The organism is Colwellia sp. TT2012, from assembly GCF_001440345.1.
Classification (GTDB): Bacteria; Pseudomonadota; Gammaproteobacteria; order Enterobacterales; family Alteromonadaceae; genus Colwellia.
This window is the reverse complement of record NZ_LJYX01000021.1, coordinates 254,240-270,904: the sequence shown is the minus strand read 5'-3', so window position 1 is coordinate 270,904 and position 16,665 is coordinate 254,240. Positions and strand designations below refer to the sequence as shown.

The following is a 16,665-nucleotide window of genomic DNA, read 5'->3' as shown; positions in this document are numbered from 1 at the left end:
CCAAAGCGGGCTTGCCTCAGGGAATTTTATTGCATCATAGATGCTGTTTTTGGGTTTGACAGCAATTCAGTAAAAACTTGCCATTTTTTCTCTTCGTCGCCATCGCCAACCAACTGCTCAATATAACGTTTTACTATATCTTGTCCCAAGTTATAATTGATAACGTAAGAACGATTAGCTTCAATGAATCCAAGGCGCTGGGTTGATTTTTCGCGACTTGTTAACGAATATTTCATTAACAAGGCGATGGCATTATTTTTATCAATATCACCATCAAGATAATGTTGTGCAACCATGTTGCCAGCATAAGACAGTTTTTGCATTATTGCCTGAATTTCATAATATAAATCAGCATTTTCGGCATTGAGGCCAGCCAGAGGAAATAATACGTCCTTTTCAAATTTGATCCTTTCCTGGCGACTAAACGCAACTTCAATACCATAATTTGCGCTGCCTTCAGCCAATAATGACATCGGAGAAAACAACGGATAAACGCAATATTCAATCCAACCTTTACCATCAACCAGATGTTTTTCCATCAAAGAATTAAATACATGATGACCTGGATAACCCTCATGGCTTGCTAAGTCAATTGCTCGGTCAATATGTATTGGAAAGTCAGTATTTACCTGTATCAAGCTATAACTATTGCCTTTGTACCAGTTGTAGGCACTCCAAACTTTATCGGAGACATATTCCACAGTGAAATTTTCGTTTTCATCCAATTCGATATATTTCTTGGTTCTACGCCTAGATTCATCGATGGCTGCGGTAAATACCGCATCTAATTTGTCTCTCGCGACCACAAACTTGTCGCTAAACACGTTCATTCGTTGATTAAGCTCACCTTCGCCTGGCAATAATTTATCTAAGGTTGCCAAGGTTATATCTAATTCAGCTTCATTCAATGATGGTGATATAGCGTCATATAAAGCAAGTGATTCATCATTAAACGATAGTGTTTTACCGCTTAGTTGGGCAATAAATACTTTTACCGAGCGCGATTGTACCAGCAAAAATTGCTTTCTAAGTTGCTCACCTTTATTAGCCACAGTTGCTTCAATATCAGCAACCAATATATCAACATTTTTCAATAAAGTAGACAATGACTGTCGATCTTGTGCTTGCCATTCTTCGGGCCCATAGTAGGCATCAATGTAATAATCACTATGTTGTCCAACAGCTAATGCTAATTTGACATACCGCTCGGCGACTTGATTTAACGTCATGGTTTACTCCTGAGTTACGTTTTGGTGTGGGTTTTTTCGACGTAAATATAAAAAATCTATTTATAATTAATACGTTCCTGAAATTAAATAAGGATATAGAACTTTTTGTGTTACTTATATTGTCACGCCATGCCATAAAACCAGTCACTTATTAACAATATTTATATCTACTATTTTGGTGTTAGTTATTGTTTTTTATTAAAAATAACTTGTTACATATAAAATAGTTAGGATTTAATACTTTCTGATTTCAAAGGATTTCTTAAAAATGTAACACAATATAGCAGACATATATGCAGCACATCTATAACTTCGAATTTCACATAAAAATCATGATAATCAAAGTACTACTAAATAAAACAGGTTAATATAATGACTTTTTTTAAGAAAGTCAGTTATATTCATACATTATTGTTATAAGGATCGTAAATTGTGCTATTAAAAATGTCATTATCCAAAAAAATTATTTTTCTCAGTGTTGTTTTATCTTCATCTATCGTCATATTAACTGTCATTAACATGGTACGCCTTAACGCTATGGGTCATCATATTGAGAGCATAGAAAAAAAAGATATTCCGCTGACAAAGTTAATTACAAGCATTACGGAGCATCAACTAGAGCAAGAAATCTATTTTGAACAGGCGTATCGTTTTGCCTTAGAGCTACAAACTGTAGAGTATGCTTTAGCTAGTTTTCACCATGCTAGGAAAAAATTTGTAAAATTTGACCAAAAAATAAAAAACGAACTGAACAGATCAGAACAACTTCTCCATTCCTTTATTGATAATTCTACTGAATCAACTCTTATTACTGAATTTAAAAACCTTCTCAACCAAATGGAAAAAATAGAGAGTCACCATGAAACTTGGAGTAATCATGCCAAAGATATACTTGATACATTGGAAAATAACCAAATGCATCAAGCTGCCGAACTAGCAATAATTGCAGACAAAGAATCAACTAAATTAGAGCATGAAGTTTTAAAGGCTTTAGAAGAAATAGAAAAATTCACAGAAAATGCAATTATTAGCTTGGATGATGAAGAGAAGCAGATGTTTAATCAAGGCATTTTTATCACACTATTTTCTCTTATGTTAACTACAGGGTTATCGATATATATAGTTCGACGTCTACATATTGACACAGATAAACTCAACTATAGTATAAATCAACTTAAATCAGGAGAGTTACGTAGCAGCTTTAAAAGTCAAAATATTAGCCAAGATTTAGGCGTTATGCTAGATAATGTCGATGAATTAAGAGAAACGCTTTCATCAACTATCAGCACGATAAATGAGGCCAACGATAAAGTTACTTGTGAAGCACAACATGTTAATGAATTAACCTCATTAGTGGTCAGTCAAATTGAAAATCAAAATTCTGAAATTAATATGCTTGCCGTAGCGCTTGAAGAAATGGGATCAACCTCGTCTGATATAGCGAAAAATTCAGAAAACACTCAAATATCAACCAATGATGCAAATCAGCTTTCAACTCTCAGCCAAAACGACATGAACGATGCAATAAATGCGATGCAGAAATTAACAAATAGCATGGCATCAAGTTCTAACAGCATTACCGCGTTAGAGCTACATGGGCAAAACATTACTTCTGTGCTCGATGTGATTAAAGGTATTGCAGATCAAACAAACTTGTTAGCGTTAAATGCAGCAATTGAGGCTGCGAGAGCGGGAGAACAGGGCAGAGGCTTTGCCGTTGTAGCTGATGAAGTTCGTACGTTAGCGAAAAGAACACAAGATTCGACCACCGAAATTGAAAATATGATTCAAGGTTTTAAAACCGAAACGGATAGTGCTGTTAAAGGGATGAATGAAAGTAAAAATAATTCAGACTTTATGCTAACTACATCGGAGAAATCAAACAAAAACTTAATAAAAATTAGTAAATCTATTTCAGACATTAATGACATGACAACACAAACTGCAAGTGCGGCTGAGCAACAATCAATAGTAATCAATCAGTTGACCGAGAATATAAACTCAGTGAACGACCTATCGGCTAAGAACTTGGAATCGGTTGTAGAAATATCAACAACAATTGAAGAATTTTCTAAGCTTGCAAATCAATCTAAGCAACTGATCAGTTTTTTCAAAGTGTCATCATCTGCTAACGACTCGGTCTAACAATATAAAAATTAAAATCACTTTAAACAAAGGTACTATTATGAAAATTAAATTATTATCAATATTCAGCTTAATGTTAGCTGTTAGTCCAACTTACGCTTCATCTGAAGACCACCATCATTTTCCTGGCGTTTTTGTAGGTGTTACATCAATAGATGGCGAAACTGATTTTTCTTATGGTTTAGAATATGAATATAAATTTTCTAATTTCTGGGGAGCAGGTGTTGTTTTTGAAAAAACCAATGACGCGCACCATGGGGATGGTGTGGAGGTAGCTTTAGCTTCAGCTTATATTCACCCTTGGAAAGAATTAAGACTAGGAGCTGGTTTTGGTCAAGAAAAAGTAGGAGGGCATCATAGCCATAAGGAAGATCTCATTAGAATTTCTGTAAGTTATGACTTTCATGTCGCTGGTTTTGGAGTTGCTCCAACATTAGCCGCAGATTTTGTTGATGGTGAAATGGCTACAGTTTTGGGTGTTGCATTTATAAAATCATTTTAATTCAGCAACGCTAGAAAAATACGCGAAACTCATTGGCGGTCATGCACTGCATTTATATAAAATAAAAAAAGTTACTTAGGGGGTGAGCAATGTCTGTTATCAGCACGAACTTATGCTAATACTCAACAATATGCGGAACGAAAACTTGCACAAATTATATACTTTTCTGGCGTTAAAAAGGGTGACAAGGGACTGGATTTATTAGCCGTGCTGGCTATTACCCTGAGCTATTATCTTGAGTCTTTGGTGATAGGGCGCAATAACTTTGTAAATTCCCAAAGCCTATTTGAAATCGGCATAAAAACTTTAGAAGTACGTCTTGCAGATGATAGACTAAAAAATTTATTTACTCAGTGAAGCGATAACCTAAAACTGAGCGAAAATACTTATGATAGCGCCTTTGTTAAAGCAGACTTAGCAAAGCGCGATCGTTTTGTGATATTGTTTGAGAAAATTTAGATTGAAAATTAATATAATATTAGGAAGTTAGCTGCTATGTAGTGACATAGTTAATGCCTTGCATAATTGTATCGAATTGATATGTTTGGTTTTTTACTATATTATATTTGTACTTATTACCGAGTAACATCTGTTCAAATGGATAGGTAAAGTTGGATGGTGAAGTATGGAGTGCAGGGCGGGATTATGCTTTGGTTACTTTCTGACCAAACAGTATCTCAGATCTAAATTTAGCGTCCCAACATGCGCGTTGCATTTTACCTGCAACACTATCTTTTAACGGGTGCGCCCTCATTAAATTCAACAGATTTCGTCTGATTGTGGATAAATTTATTGCTCCATCGTCTGCATAAATTTGACATTCATCTTCTCTAAATGTCACGTCTAATACCCAGTGTTGACTGTTTTCAATAGCCCAATGACCTCTTATGTATCCCGCCACCTTATTTACGTCTTCTTTGAGTGACGTAATATAATAAGATGTCTCCTGGGTTGTTTTTGTTTTAAGTTGCCGAGTGCGTTTTACTTGCACTACCGCGAAGCTATCTTTGAATTTTTCTGTTTCATTAAACCAGCCCGTAATGGGTAATAAGCGGTATTCTCGTTCGTTAATCCTACCGTGCTCGCCATCCAACTCCTGAAATAAATTATCTTTTAATACCTTAGGAAAATCACGCTCGGCGATATGAAAATACGCCTCAATTTCTTTGAGTAATTGACCCTGATTATTTTTTACTTGTAGCACATAGTCGCCTTTACCTTCGCGCACCAACGGGCTAGTTCTTGTTTGGCAATGCATAGCATCTGCAGTAATAACGGCATTTTTAATATTCATACTTGCTAGCATTGATTGCATAACGGGTATTTCATTTGTTTTCGTCGACGTTTCTTTTTGATAAATAATAAGGCCATTTTCTCCCACCATGGCCGTCTATTTCCAGAAGTTTTCGCCCCCTAAAGGAGTAATGCCGATCAGTTAAGAAATTTTTAAGATCCATTGACCGATCTTCTAGTTAGGTTATAAAGGCTTCTGAATTTATTCAGGAGCCTTTTCTTTTGCAGCTATCTACCGCTTTATCACAAGTTTCACAAAACAATTTTACCGAGTTTACTGCGCTAAGTGAGCTATTAGAGCCTAGCCTCGTTGCTGATGCATTAGCACAATCTGGAGTTGCTACCATCAGGAAACGTAAACTCCCCATGGAACAAATGGTATGGGCTGTTATTGGTATGGCTTTATTTCGTAAAATGTCCATGCGCCAACTCGTTAATCAACTTGATATCATCCGGCCTAACGGTGACCCTTATGTCGCTCCAAGTGCCGTCACACAAGCGAGAAAAAAGCTTGGTCATCAATCAATAGAACGTATTTTCAATCAAACTCAATCTTTATGGCATGAGAAGTCAGTACATCCAACATGGTGTGGCTTAACGCTATTAGGGGTTGATGGTGTTGTATGGCGAACGCCTGACTCAAAAGAAAATAGCGAACACTATGGCCGAACGGGTAATCGCTACGGTAAAGCAAGCTATCCTCAAGTGCGTATGGTTTGCCAAATGGAATTGACGAGTCATTTATTGACACAAAGTGCTTTTGATAGCGTTGATATTAGTGAGATGAAATTAGCTGAGTCATTAATAAAAACAACGCCAGATAATAGCCTTACATTATTTGACCGGGGATTTTACTCGCTTGGACTCCTTAATCGTTGGCAGTCAACGGGTACTTCACGTCATTGGTTAATCCCTTTAAAGAAGAATGTGCAATATGAAGTGGTTCGCTCATTAGGAAGACAAGATAAAATCGTTCGTCTGACCGCGTGCCCACAAGCACGCAAGAAATTTCCAGACTTGCCAGAATCAATTGAAGCACGGCTCGTCTCAAGGAAAGTTAACGGCAAGGCATGTGACGTTTTAACCTCTATGACAGATCCTATGAGTTTTCCTGTTGCTGATATAGTGGACTTATATGCACACCGTTGGGAAATAGAACTAGGATTTAGAGAGATGAAGCAGTCACTACTTGATAGTGAGTTCACTTTACGGAGTAATCAGCCAGAGCTTATAAAGCAAGAGTTGTGGGGAATATTACTTGCGTACAATTTGATCCGCTATCAAATGGTATTGATGGCTAAGTCACTTGATTCAAGAAAATATAGCAGACACCCACTAAAAAATTGACAATAATGGATAATGTTAATTTATTGTTTTGGGTGGGTGTCTGCTATTTTTCATAATAACAAAACGAGAATTACTGCTACACCAAATGAGAAATATACGTGGTATTTTCATAACTGGCGTAGTAATGCGTTGAAAGGCCAAGCACCAACAGCAGCAGAAGAAACTAAAGTGCGCAAATGGTTGTGTCAAAAGCCGAATATGAGCTATATCAAAAATTATTATAAAGATAACCTAAAACTTAGCCCTTCGGCTACGCAAAGTGCATGTAACAGCAGTAGTGGTAATCGCATTAAGCTGCGCGATACTGAAAGTTATATTAGCGAGGTAGTACAGCGTTTAGTTAATGAAAAAGGACTAGCTGCAGGTGATTTTATTCAAGTTATTAATGGCATAGACTAAAGCTTATTAAAATTTAAGAGTGAATATATGAAACAAACAATAAAAAAAATAGATATAAGTTTTTGGAAAAATCAAGATGAAGCTTGGCATTTGGCTAGAAATGAAAACTGGCCTAGCATTGAATTTATGTTGAGTAATTATAAGCAAACTAAAAAAAGCTTAACGCCAATAAAAGATTATTATTTAAAAGGGAAAATGCCTAACTGGAAGGGGTTAAGAGAGTGGTCTAGTGATGATCGACATTTAGATTTGTTTTTATTGCTGTGGTTACACCCATCACATGACGAAGCAGTATTAACAGAGCTGCGTGATCTTTATATAAATAGTTACCAAGTATTAATGGCGGATGTAAATGTTGGTTTTAAAAATTTTTTAGATTCACAAATTTTAAGAATATCCGCAGGATACAAATGGTTCGATAAAATAAGATTTCCAATTGTTGATAAACCCAACGATTTGCTTTTTAAAGTCATGTTTGGTGATGATTATAATGCCCAATTTGAATTTGATGATTGGGAACTTAGATTTAAAGAAATTTTTGAATTGCCTAAAACTGACTTATACGAGATATGGATAATGAGTGGTTGGTTGGCAGTAGAAAATATGCTCCCTGTACATCAGAATTTTTTATTCCAATATTCGCAGCCCTTAGAGTGGTGGTACGACTGTGTTAAAAATTTAGATTATTTTGCCATCAATAATGGCAAAAACAAAAGACTTGAGCATGTCATACAAAAGGCTCTTTATCGTATTCACCACTTTGATACTGAAAAAGAAGGTGATACTTGCCGAACCAATTTTGTTAAAAGGTTACGTACTATGCTTGATGAACGAGAGTTTGTTGCCGATTTCAAGCAAATGTGGCTAGACGTTAAAGCAGGAAAAATTGAAGTCGAAAACCCTTGGGAGTGGTAGCTTTTATAACTCACTGACAAAACCGTAGGTGTTACAACTAGGTGTTATAAATTCAGTGACACCTTTTATGTTTTTACATTTTAGTATTGGTATAACAAAGTAATAATATGCAAGCGGCAACCTAGCAGAACCTACGGCCTCGCTGTTAACCAAACGTGGTTACCAAAATATTGCTACGCAATACTTAAACACCGCCTCGCCAGAAACGCCGTTAGCTTATTTGAATTTGCATAACCCACTCAGTGGCTTAGTACCAACGGCACATGCATGGAGCTGGGGCGGAGTGTGGGAAGGTGTGAAAAGTACAGTTGGTTATTTAATCCCTTACGAAGATTTTATTATTATTGGTGAGCAACTGGTTTACTTAGTCAACCAAGACTGGAAGAACTTTGACCCCACCAAACTTGCGTTTGCTTCACTTGGCGCAGCGACCATTATTCCTATTGCTAAACCATTAAAGCCATTGTTAGGACCAATTAAAAAAATGCTTGATGGCATGAAGAAGTTTCCTGCGGCTAAACATTTTGCCGGGGCTACCGGAACGGCGGTTAAAAGTGCCTTAAGCGGAAACACGACAAAGATTGCTAATTTATTGCCGTTTATTTTAATTGCTATAGAGCTGTACGAAGAGCCTGAGGTGTTTGAGTTTATGATGAACGCCATTGAAAGTGAGGATGACTTGTGGGTTTGGGTTGATTTTATTTCAACTTACATAGAAGAAATAGGCGGTTTAAATACAGAAGCGATTGCTCAAGTACCTTCTCTGTTAAAATTTATTCCTAATGCTCATGCTGCAGGAGGGTTTTCCCGTAAACAGGTTGCCGCGAGAGCGATTAAGCTTCTTTCACCCCTAGCGAAAAAAATTAAAAACCCTAAAGAATTTACCAAAAGTCTCAAGGTGTTACTTAAAGAAGCATCTGATCCCGCTAATACTAAATGGAAAGGCATGGTAAAAAGTGGTAGTGGACTTGGTGCATTATCAGCGTTGGGCGCGAGTAAAATAAAAAGCTTCATTAGAGATAGTAAAACTTGGCGAGTAAATCGTTGGGTGGTACTAATGTCGATAATGTACTTAGCTGAACAACAAGCAGATGGTAAGCTAAATATTTCGAATGATAAATGGCTGGCCTTAACTGCTGATGTATTTTCAGGCTGGGCACATAGGCGTCATGGCGCTATGTTCCAACTTAGCCAAATTGCTTACCTACATGTAAAAAACCAACATGCAGGAGGACCTGAAATTTTAGATATTGAAGCTAAAAGACCTGCTTTTATGTTAGTTAACGGGGAGAAACCTGAAAAACCTTATAAGCGCATTATTGATATTGTACTCAGTGATGGTGATGGTGGTGAGGAATGGATTGAAACTAAATCATTAGCAGGACCATTTAAAAATAGTTGGTTTACGCCAACTTTAGTAGGCAAGAAAAAACCTAAAAATGCGACTGTTAATGCTTTTTCCTCAGGCGCTGAACGTGGTTATTATCGTCAGTTTTTCCATGACATGCGTTTGAATAATGACTTCATTAATAAAAAGGAAATTGGGAAAATTCTCGATGGCAGTATCGGTAATACAAAATATACTTGGTATTTTCATGATTTTAAAACTTTAACAGCCTCTAAACCACCAACAACGGCTGATATTAGTATGGCGCAAAGACGTTTTTGTAAAGTACCTACAGGGGTTAACCGAAGTGATTTATACAAATATAACTTTATCAGTAACGCTGGTCTTATGAGAAACTTGTGTATTGCCAAAAAATGGAACATAAGCAAACGAGATACCAAAAGCTACTTTAAAGAAATTTTAGAAGACTACGCTGAAGAGCTTGATATTGAAGATATAATTTCAATAGCCAAAGAAATAGGAATAGATTAATGACAGAAAGAACTTTTGTTGCTTTCCCTGAAATAGACACCCAGTATTGGCAGTTAGGTGACCCGGCATGGGTGAAGCAGCGCCAAAGTGAATGGCTTAGCATAGAACCTATGTTATTAGGCACTATGAATAAAAGTAAAAAAGCCATCACTATTATTAAGCGTTATTTTTTAAAAGGTATAATGCCTGACTTTGAAAAACTAAAAAAATGGCAGAGTGATGAGCGCCATCTAGATCTATTCAGTTTTGTATGGTTACATCCCTCATGGGATGAACAGGTATTAACTGAGTTAAGGCATGCTTATGTGCATTATCGCTTAGTTTTACAAGAAGATGTTGAAATTGGGTTTTCAGAGTTCATTAGTTCAGCAACACATAGAGCTGAAGCAGACTATGAACCTGGTAGGGATGTTTCACGGATTGCTCATGCAGATGGGCATAATGAGTTGTTATTTAAAGTATTAATGGGAGACTTATCGATTCCTTTTATACCTGAATATCGAGAAAAAACACGTTGGCGCTGGCAAATAGCAAGAAGGGAAGAGGGCATTCAAGATCTATTTTATAAAACAAAGTGGCTATGTAATAAACACCGTCATGAATTAGCAGAAGATTATTTATTTCAATATCCTTTGCCTATGCAGCTTTGGTACGAAGGAAGTAGCAAACAACAAGACTTTTTTACTCGTAAAAAATTTGAGATGTATATTTCTTTGGTTAACGAAGGTTTGTATCGAATCCATCATTTTGATGACAAAAAAGAAGGCGATACCGGACGTAGTCGTTTTGTTAAATTGGCGCGCAAGTACCTTGATGAAGGAGACTTTGTTGCTGAATTTAAGCAACGCTGGTTAAATGTTAAAGCGGGTAAAATAGTGGTTGAAGATGCTTGGGAAAGTTAAAGTTTAAATATTGGTAAACACTTTTGCGAGTGTTTACTTTTTATATACTGAATTCAAGTAAAAGTTTATTGCTCAAACTCTTTTAACGTGACAGTTAACAAGCCATTGGTCTTTTCACACCAATGTGCCTGCCAATAATCGGTTCCTGCTTGCGCTTGTATGTTGCTGGCCGACATAGCTATTAATAACAATAAAAATGCTGAACCAAAATCAGCGGCACTATTGTCGTTACCTTCTATGGTAAATTCCATGCCAAGCGGAGAGTTTGTACGAGTTACTTCCATGTCATCAACACTTTCGTCATAACACGTTAAGTACATCTTAATAACATCATCGCCAATGTCATAATTTGAATGGGCTGTAAAAGCAGAAGTAAAATGGCTAGCCATAAGCTCAGGTTTATAGTTATTAATTAATGTTTTTGCTTGTTCATTTTCATACAACTCAAGATGCTCTATTAAAGCTTCTATATCGTTTTGGTGCTGCTCGCTAGGTAACTCAATATTTATCTGCATATAAAACTCTTCAGACATAGGTCTATCCTTATTTCATTTCAAGATTTAATTTTTAGATTTAATTTATTGGCTTTAACCAAGTATCTTCTTCAAGGTGTTGTTTGTTATCTATACCAAGCAACACTAAGTTAACTTTTCCGACAATGTTTTCCTGCTTTATACCACCAAACCGTCTGCTATCGTGACTGGCGTTACTATTATCCCCTAATAAATAAAGTAAACTGTTGTGCTGTAGTTGTCCTTGTGGCCAGTTGGCTATGCGTTTAACCAACCAAGTAATTTGTCCTTTATCTACCGAGTCTGTTTGCTTAAATACCACTACATCGTCTAATTTTACTGGCTCATCAATATATACCCAAGTATCAACTAAGATGAACTGCCCCGGCTTTAACGTTGGGTGCATTGACATGCTAGGCACAAAATAAATATGTACACCAAGCCATGAATCTTTATAAGTAAAGCCTAAAAATAAGCCAATCAAGGCACTTATACTAAATACAGCAGCAGCTAAAAAATGAGTTGGCACACTCACTCTATAATTCAGGCAGAAACATAGCGCAGTACTGATAAAGTAAATAAAAATAGCAGACACCCCTCTCAATGGAAATAAATAGCAACATCAACTATGCTTATTTAATCAGCAATAAAACCAGTTGAGGTTACTATGGCAACGGCAAGAAAACAGCAAGTCAGTTTAATTGATACGCCTTATTATCACTGTATTTCCCGTTGTGTTCGTCGTGCTTTTTTATGTGGCGAAGATAAAGTCACCGGGCAAAGCTTTGAGCATAGACGTGGTTGGGTAGAGGACAAGTTATTATCGTTAAGTCAAACCTTTGCTATTGATGTATGTGCTTATGCGGTAATGAGTAATCATACCCATATTGTGTTGTGTGTTGATGTTGAACAAGCCAAAACATGGTCAATGCATGAAGTGGTTACCCGTTGGCATCAATTATTTAAAGGTACACTCATTACCCAGCAATACCTTCGTGGTGATAAACTGATTAAACCTCTACAACAGATATTGGAAGAAACTGCACAAGTTTATCGGTCGAGATTAACAGATATTAGCTGGTTTATGCGCATTCTAAATGAAAGCATTGCTGTACAGGCGAATAAAGAAGATAAATGCACAGGTAGGTTCTGGGAAGGGCGTTTTAAATCTCAAGCCTTATTAGATGAAGCCGCCGTTATTGCCTGTATGGCGTATGTTGACTTAAACCCAATAAGAGCCAATATAGCCACAACCCCTGAGAGTTCGAATCACACCAGTATTCAGCAACGTATAAGAGCCGCCAAAAAAGCGAAACAACCCACCTTACTTTGCCCCTTTGTCGGTAACCCCCGACAAAATTCGCCTAAAGGTTTAACGTTTGAGCTAAAAGATTATATTGAACTGGTAGAGTTAACTGGTCGTTGCATTAGAGAAGATAAACGTAGTTACATTGACAATAATTTGCCCAGCATATTAACGCGATTAAACATCAGTACAGAAAACTGGTTAATATTAACGACACAATTTAGAAAAGTATTTCATGGTGCGGTAGGTAAGCCTGAAGCGTTAACCGAATTTTGTCAGCATCAACACCTTAAAAAACGCGCGGCAGTGTCTGTTTGTCAAAAATTATTTGCTTAGCGTCACTTCATAACAAAAATTATAATCAATTAAGCTGATTTATTGAGTATTAAAGCTTCTGCATGCCTGAATTTTATCAACGTTCATATTTTTTATAACTGCCCAGTTATTTATTTTAATTCACATGAAAAAGCTAAATGTCAGGTGGTTTTACTGATAAAAATTAAAGGGCTTGTGATAACCTATGATTGTTATGTTGAGAGGGGTGTCTTCTACTTTTTAGGAAGTACAGTATATTTTAGGACTTACGAAAAAGGACATTTATTCTGCTTATACCCCCCAACAGTTTACTTAATGGCGAAGCTTTTTTTATTGGGAGTAGTTTAAATTGATACGTGATCTAGTATATTCTGGCACTGTTTAGATGCCATTTTGCACCTACCGTTGCTGAGTGTCAGTACATTAAGTCTAGTTCAGCAAAATACAACATAGTCTAGTTTTATTACCTAAGTTACTCAATAGTTACTTTTAAAATTTGACTTGCATAATACCGCCCTGAGGGGCTGAGCTTAGCGAAAGAATAACCTCGTTACCATTAATATTAAAATCACTCACCGATGAATTGTGAGGTAAATCCATTAACCAAGTGCTATGAGGTTTTAAGTTATTTTTGGTTAAAGGATATCGATATAACTGTGATTTTTCATCGCCTTTTTTTACCGTAAAAATAGACTGTCCAATCACTTTGAGCTCTCCCGGCATTAAAGAGGTTAATCTATCTATTGTATTATTAATGGGTGTAACTTCACCGCTAGTAAGACTTTTGTTAATGATGCCATTATATTGATAATCAACCAACATAAGATTTTGTGCATCACTACTTTCTTTGGCAAAAAGTCCGGCGTGATTTTGTATTAAAGTTGCTGTTAACGTTTGGCTATCATATTGATAAATATTAACCTGCCCACGATGCTCACTTACATATAAACTTTGTTCATCGTGACTCCATGATAAGGGAAATTTAAGATAAGGGATCTTTGTTTTTGTAATTATTTGACCTGTTTGCACTGCAATAATCGCTAATGTTAAGACGTCGGTTTGATATACGACCGCTAAGTATTGACCTGACGGAGATATGATGGGTCTATTTATTTTACTCGCTTTTAACTTGGTGATTTGTCTTAAGGCTTTACTGTTAACATTATATATCCACAATTCAAAAAAACCGGTGCGGTTTGAAACAAAATAAATATTTTTACCATTAGCACTATAAATTCCTGAAAGCTCTTCAGCATCAGAGTTTAACTTAGGCAATGGCTCTAAGGTTTGATGCTCAATATTGGCAATTACTTGATCTGTTTGTATTTTATATGTGGCGTAATAAAGTAACTTTTCGGCTGAATTTAATTTTGCATGTATTATTCTTTGACCATTTGCACTGGGTAATAATAATTTTATTGTGTGCTGAGCAATATTTATTTTCCATACCCCTTTAGTAGCAGATAAAGCGCCAGATATCAGTAAGTGTTCGTCATCAACTAACGATATGTGTTCAATTGAAGTAAAAGCTTCAGTAATTATATTATATGACTTGCTGCTTAAGTTTAAAGCAACAATGCGTTTGTTGCCTTCATTATTGTCAATAAAGAAAAGTGTTTCACCGTCAGCAGAATAAAGAGGATTGTATATTGCACTTGGTAAGTTTGGAAATTGCTCATGTAAATATTCAATATTGCCATTAAGTAAATTTAAATGTTTAAGTTCATTTAATCGGTCATTTTTATAATAGTCATATTCGATAAAGGTGATTGTTGTCGTGTCATTTTTTTTGAGGGCTAAATCGATAATAGCAGAGGATGATTGATAGAGTACTTCACTATTTTGTTGGCGGTGTTTGCGCATTATTTGATATACGTTAGCTTTATGACGTATATAAATTAAGGTGTCTTCATCTAACCATAAAGGTGAAGATTCAATCCAGCTATCGTTAGTTAATTGTATTGATTGGCTTTCACCTAAAGTACGTAAATATAGATCGGTATTCTTTTCATCGTAATGTTTATAAACCATTTTGTTATGAGCAGCATTAAAAGAGAAGTCTGTCTCAATGCCCATTTTTTGGGTTAGTGGTAAGATGCTCTTTATTTCAAAGGGAGATTTTTTTCCGGATAAAAACTGATTAACCAATATAAATAATAGTGTTAAAACAAGGGTAATCAATAATCCCTTAATCATTATAACGTTTTGTGTTTTTTGTGTTTTTTGTGTTTTTTGTGTTAGCTGCTTTGTTGTCTTAAGGTTAACTAAAGTTGCCTTAACCATAAAACGATAACCTTTCTTGGGAATGGTTTCTATATATTTAGGGAATTTTGCATCATCGCCAAGCGCATTTCGTAACGAATAAATTAGCTGTGCAATAACTTCATTGCCAACAATAACATCGGGCCAAATTTCTTTCATTATTTGTGGTCGGCTAATAACTTCGCCACTATTTTTTGCTAAAAGAATTAATAAAGAGATGACTTTAGTCTCAAGGCGTTTCTCAGTTTGTTTTTTTATTAATAAATTAGCATTAGGATCAACAGTAAAGTCCATAAAAGTGAATTTATTTTTAGAAAAAATATCTGACAATCAACTTATCCTTTTGATTTTTAAAACAATAAAAAAATGAGGGTTTTATTATTATTTCTATATGTATTAAGCGAGCAATGTAACACATTATTTATTTGAACACTTAGTAATGGGTAAAAAAAGATTGAATGAAAATTTCAATTTGAATAAATAGCAATTGAAACTGTTATTAGTTGACTAAAATAAAAAATAATTTTAAGGGTAATAAATGAATATTTTTAAACTAGGTAGTATTGCGTTAGTGATAACAACTTTATCCGCATGTGGAGGAAGTGATTCACCAACGACACCACCGACAGCGAAGGTAGCAATACCAGCAGACGTCATAGCGGTAAGTGTAAACGGCGAATTTTGCACTAGTGTTGCCTGTGAAGACAGTAATAAAATAGTTATTGAACAAATATATAATGACATCATTAATGGCGGAAATAGCGGTTTAGTTACTTCAATTTATAATGAAAACTTTACTCATCATAACTCCACTATCACTGCAGGTATTGAAGGTCAAACGGACTATTTTAACACTATGTTTACCGATAAGCCTGATAGTGTTGCCACTATTAAACATATTGTTGCTGATGGTGATTATGTAGCGGTACATTGGCATTATTCAGATAACCCTGAAAATGAATTTATAGGTCAAGCTAACATTGATTTATATAAATTAAAGGATGAGCTCATTGTTGAACAGTGGAATAAATCTATGTCGCCTAATGAAAGTACTGCCAGTGGTAATTCTGTTTTTAGTGATTTATATGATTATGGTAATTCACAGCCTAATAATGATATTGCCATTGAAGAAGACAATAGAAGCATGGTGAAAAATTTTTATTTAGATTTATTTAATAATCAAAATCTAAGTTTAATTGATACCTTACTTGATCCCAATTACCTGCAACATAATTTTTGGGTACCTAATGGTAGTGCGGCGTTACGAAATTTTGTTAGTGGCGGTACTTCAGGAAACTTAACTATTTTTTTAACGCTAGCTGAAGATGATTTAGTTTGGACGTTTTCAGGATCTGGTACTGGCAATCTAGGCGGAATTGACTTATGGCGAGTAGATAACAATACCAATAAAATTGTTGAACATTGGGATGTTTTTTAAAACATAAATTTCACTTATACCCGTACCATTCAATAGACATGAATGATTATTGATAGTAAGTGATAAAAATTAATAACGAGTGCATAAATGTACAAAATATATTAATACCAACAAACGATATTTACACTGGCTATCCACTAATATAAATAGTAGATAGCCTATTAATAAGAATTATTAGGATAAGATAGTTATGAATTCAGTGCAAAAAATTAGCTTTAGTC

The 16,665-nt window shown here is 35.6% G+C and carries 13 protein-coding genes and 1 pseudogene; 9 read left to right on the top strand and 5 right to left on the bottom strand.

Annotated elements, in window-relative coordinates; genetic code table 11:
* Nucleotides 1-26 precede the first annotated feature (26 nt).
* Nucleotides 27-1,229, bottom strand: coding sequence for a hypothetical protein (locus ASU03_RS15210; RefSeq protein ID WP_057832628.1), 1,203 nt, complete (start codon nt 1,227-1,229; stop codon nt 27-29).
* A 432-nt stretch (nt 1,230-1,661) separates the two neighbouring features.
* Here ASU03_RS15210 and ASU03_RS15205 point away from each other — a divergent pair, with 432 nt between their 5' ends.
* Together ASU03_RS15205 and ASU03_RS15200 are read left to right on the top strand one after the other, a co-directional pair.
* Entirely contained in the window at nt 1,662-3,374 is a 1,713-nt protein-coding gene (locus ASU03_RS15205; protein WP_057832627.1) for a methyl-accepting chemotaxis protein, read from the top strand.
* 40 nt (nt 3,375-3,414) lie between these two features.
* Nucleotides 3,415-3,876, top strand: coding sequence for a hypothetical protein (locus ASU03_RS15200; RefSeq protein ID WP_057832626.1), 462 nt, complete (start codon nt 3,415-3,417; stop codon nt 3,874-3,876).
* A gap of 643 nt (nt 3,877-4,519) precedes the next feature.
* Here the strand turns inward: ASU03_RS15200 and ASU03_RS15195 are convergent.
* The gene (locus ASU03_RS15195) at nt 4,520-5,260 is read right to left on the bottom strand and encodes an ISAs1 family transposase (protein WP_057832625.1); all 741 of its coding nucleotides are present in this window, start codon (nt 5,258-5,260) and stop codon (nt 4,520-4,522) included.
* 131 nt (nt 5,261-5,391) lie between these two features.
* Between ASU03_RS15195 and ASU03_RS15190 the strand changes: the two are divergent.
* From ASU03_RS15190 to ASU03_RS15170, 5 genes and pseudogenes are all read left to right on the top strand, one after another.
* Nucleotides 5,392-6,483: pseudogene (locus ASU03_RS15190) on the top strand (IS4 family transposase); the annotation flags it as partial.
* A 69-nt stretch (nt 6,484-6,552) separates the two neighbouring features.
* Nucleotides 6,553-6,915, top strand: coding sequence for a hypothetical protein (locus tag ASU03_RS15185; RefSeq protein ID WP_157465929.1), 363 nt, complete (start codon nt 6,553-6,555; stop codon nt 6,913-6,915).
* Between the two features lie 27 nt (nt 6,916-6,942).
* Nucleotides 6,943-7,830, top strand: coding sequence for a hypothetical protein (locus tag ASU03_RS15180; protein WP_057832622.1), 888 nt, complete (start codon nt 6,943-6,945; stop codon nt 7,828-7,830).
* 226 nt (nt 7,831-8,056) lie between these two features.
* A complete protein-coding gene (locus ASU03_RS15175; protein ID WP_057832621.1) occupies nt 8,057-9,709 on the top strand; it encodes a hypothetical protein in 1,653 nt (550 codons plus the stop codon).
* Complete coding sequence (locus ASU03_RS15170; protein WP_057832620.1) at nt 9,709-10,611, top strand: hypothetical protein; 903 nt, start codon at nt 9,709-9,711, stop codon at nt 10,609-10,611. The genes ASU03_RS15175 and ASU03_RS15170 overlap by 1 nt, the downstream gene beginning before the upstream one ends.
* 65 nt (nt 10,612-10,676) lie before the next feature.
* Here ASU03_RS15170 and ASU03_RS15165 read toward each other — a convergent pair whose 3' ends face one another.
* Both ASU03_RS15165 and ASU03_RS15160 read right to left on the bottom strand, forming a co-directional pair.
* Nucleotides 10,677-11,144: a hypothetical protein gene (locus ASU03_RS15165; protein WP_057832619.1), complete on the bottom strand. Its 468-nt coding sequence runs from the start codon at nt 11,142-11,144 to the stop codon at nt 10,677-10,679.
* Between the two features lie 40 nt (nt 11,145-11,184).
* A complete protein-coding gene (locus tag ASU03_RS15160) occupies nt 11,185-11,652 on the bottom strand; it encodes a S26 family signal peptidase (RefSeq protein WP_057832618.1) in 468 nt (155 codons plus the stop codon).
* A 138-nt stretch (nt 11,653-11,790) separates the two neighbouring features.
* Between ASU03_RS15160 and ASU03_RS15155 the strand changes: the two genes are divergently transcribed.
* Nucleotides 11,791-12,765, top strand: a complete 975-nt coding sequence (locus tag ASU03_RS15155) for a transposase (RefSeq protein ID WP_057832617.1) — start codon at nt 11,791-11,793, stop codon at nt 12,763-12,765.
* A 468-nt stretch (nt 12,766-13,233) separates the two neighbouring features.
* Here the strand turns inward: ASU03_RS15155 and ASU03_RS15150 are convergent, their stop codons facing one another.
* On the bottom strand, nt 13,234-15,336 hold the full coding sequence (locus tag ASU03_RS15150; protein WP_057832616.1) for a winged helix-turn-helix domain-containing protein: 2,103 nt from the start codon (nt 15,334-15,336) through the stop codon (nt 13,234-13,236).
* 208 nt (nt 15,337-15,544) lie between these two features.
* Here ASU03_RS15150 and ASU03_RS15145 point away from each other — a divergent pair, with 208 nt between their 5' ends.
* Nucleotides 15,545-16,444, top strand: a complete 900-nt coding sequence (locus ASU03_RS15145; protein ID WP_057832615.1) for a nuclear transport factor 2 family protein — start codon at nt 15,545-15,547, stop codon at nt 16,442-16,444.
* Nucleotides 16,445-16,665 lie beyond the last annotated feature (221 nt).

Excerpts from the sequence above, each read along its gene's own strand:
- ASU03_RS15210 (WP_057832628.1), bottom strand. The coding sequence starts at position 1,229 with ATGACGTTAAATCAAGTCGCCGAGCGGTATGTCAAATTAGCATTAGCT.
- ASU03_RS15200 (WP_057832626.1), top strand. The coding sequence starts at position 3,415 with ATGAAAATTAAATTATTATCAATATTCAGCTTAATGTTAGCTGTTAGT.
- ASU03_RS15195 (WP_057832625.1), bottom strand. The coding sequence starts at position 5,260 with ATGGTGGGAGAAAATGGCCTTATTATTTATCAAAAAGAAACGTCGACG.
- ASU03_RS15180 (WP_057832622.1), top strand. The coding sequence starts at position 6,943 with ATGAAACAAACAATAAAAAAAATAGATATAAGTTTTTGGAAAAATCAA.
- ASU03_RS15170 (WP_057832620.1), top strand. The coding sequence starts at position 9,709 with ATGACAGAAAGAACTTTTGTTGCTTTCCCTGAAATAGACACCCAGTAT.
- ASU03_RS15165 (WP_057832619.1), bottom strand. The coding sequence starts at position 11,144 with ATGTCTGAAGAGTTTTATATGCAGATAAATATTGAGTTACCTAGCGAG.
- ASU03_RS15155 (WP_057832617.1), top strand. The coding sequence starts at position 11,791 with ATGGCAACGGCAAGAAAACAGCAAGTCAGTTTAATTGATACGCCTTAT.
- ASU03_RS15145 (WP_057832615.1), top strand. The coding sequence starts at position 15,545 with ATGAATATTTTTAAACTAGGTAGTATTGCGTTAGTGATAACAACTTTA.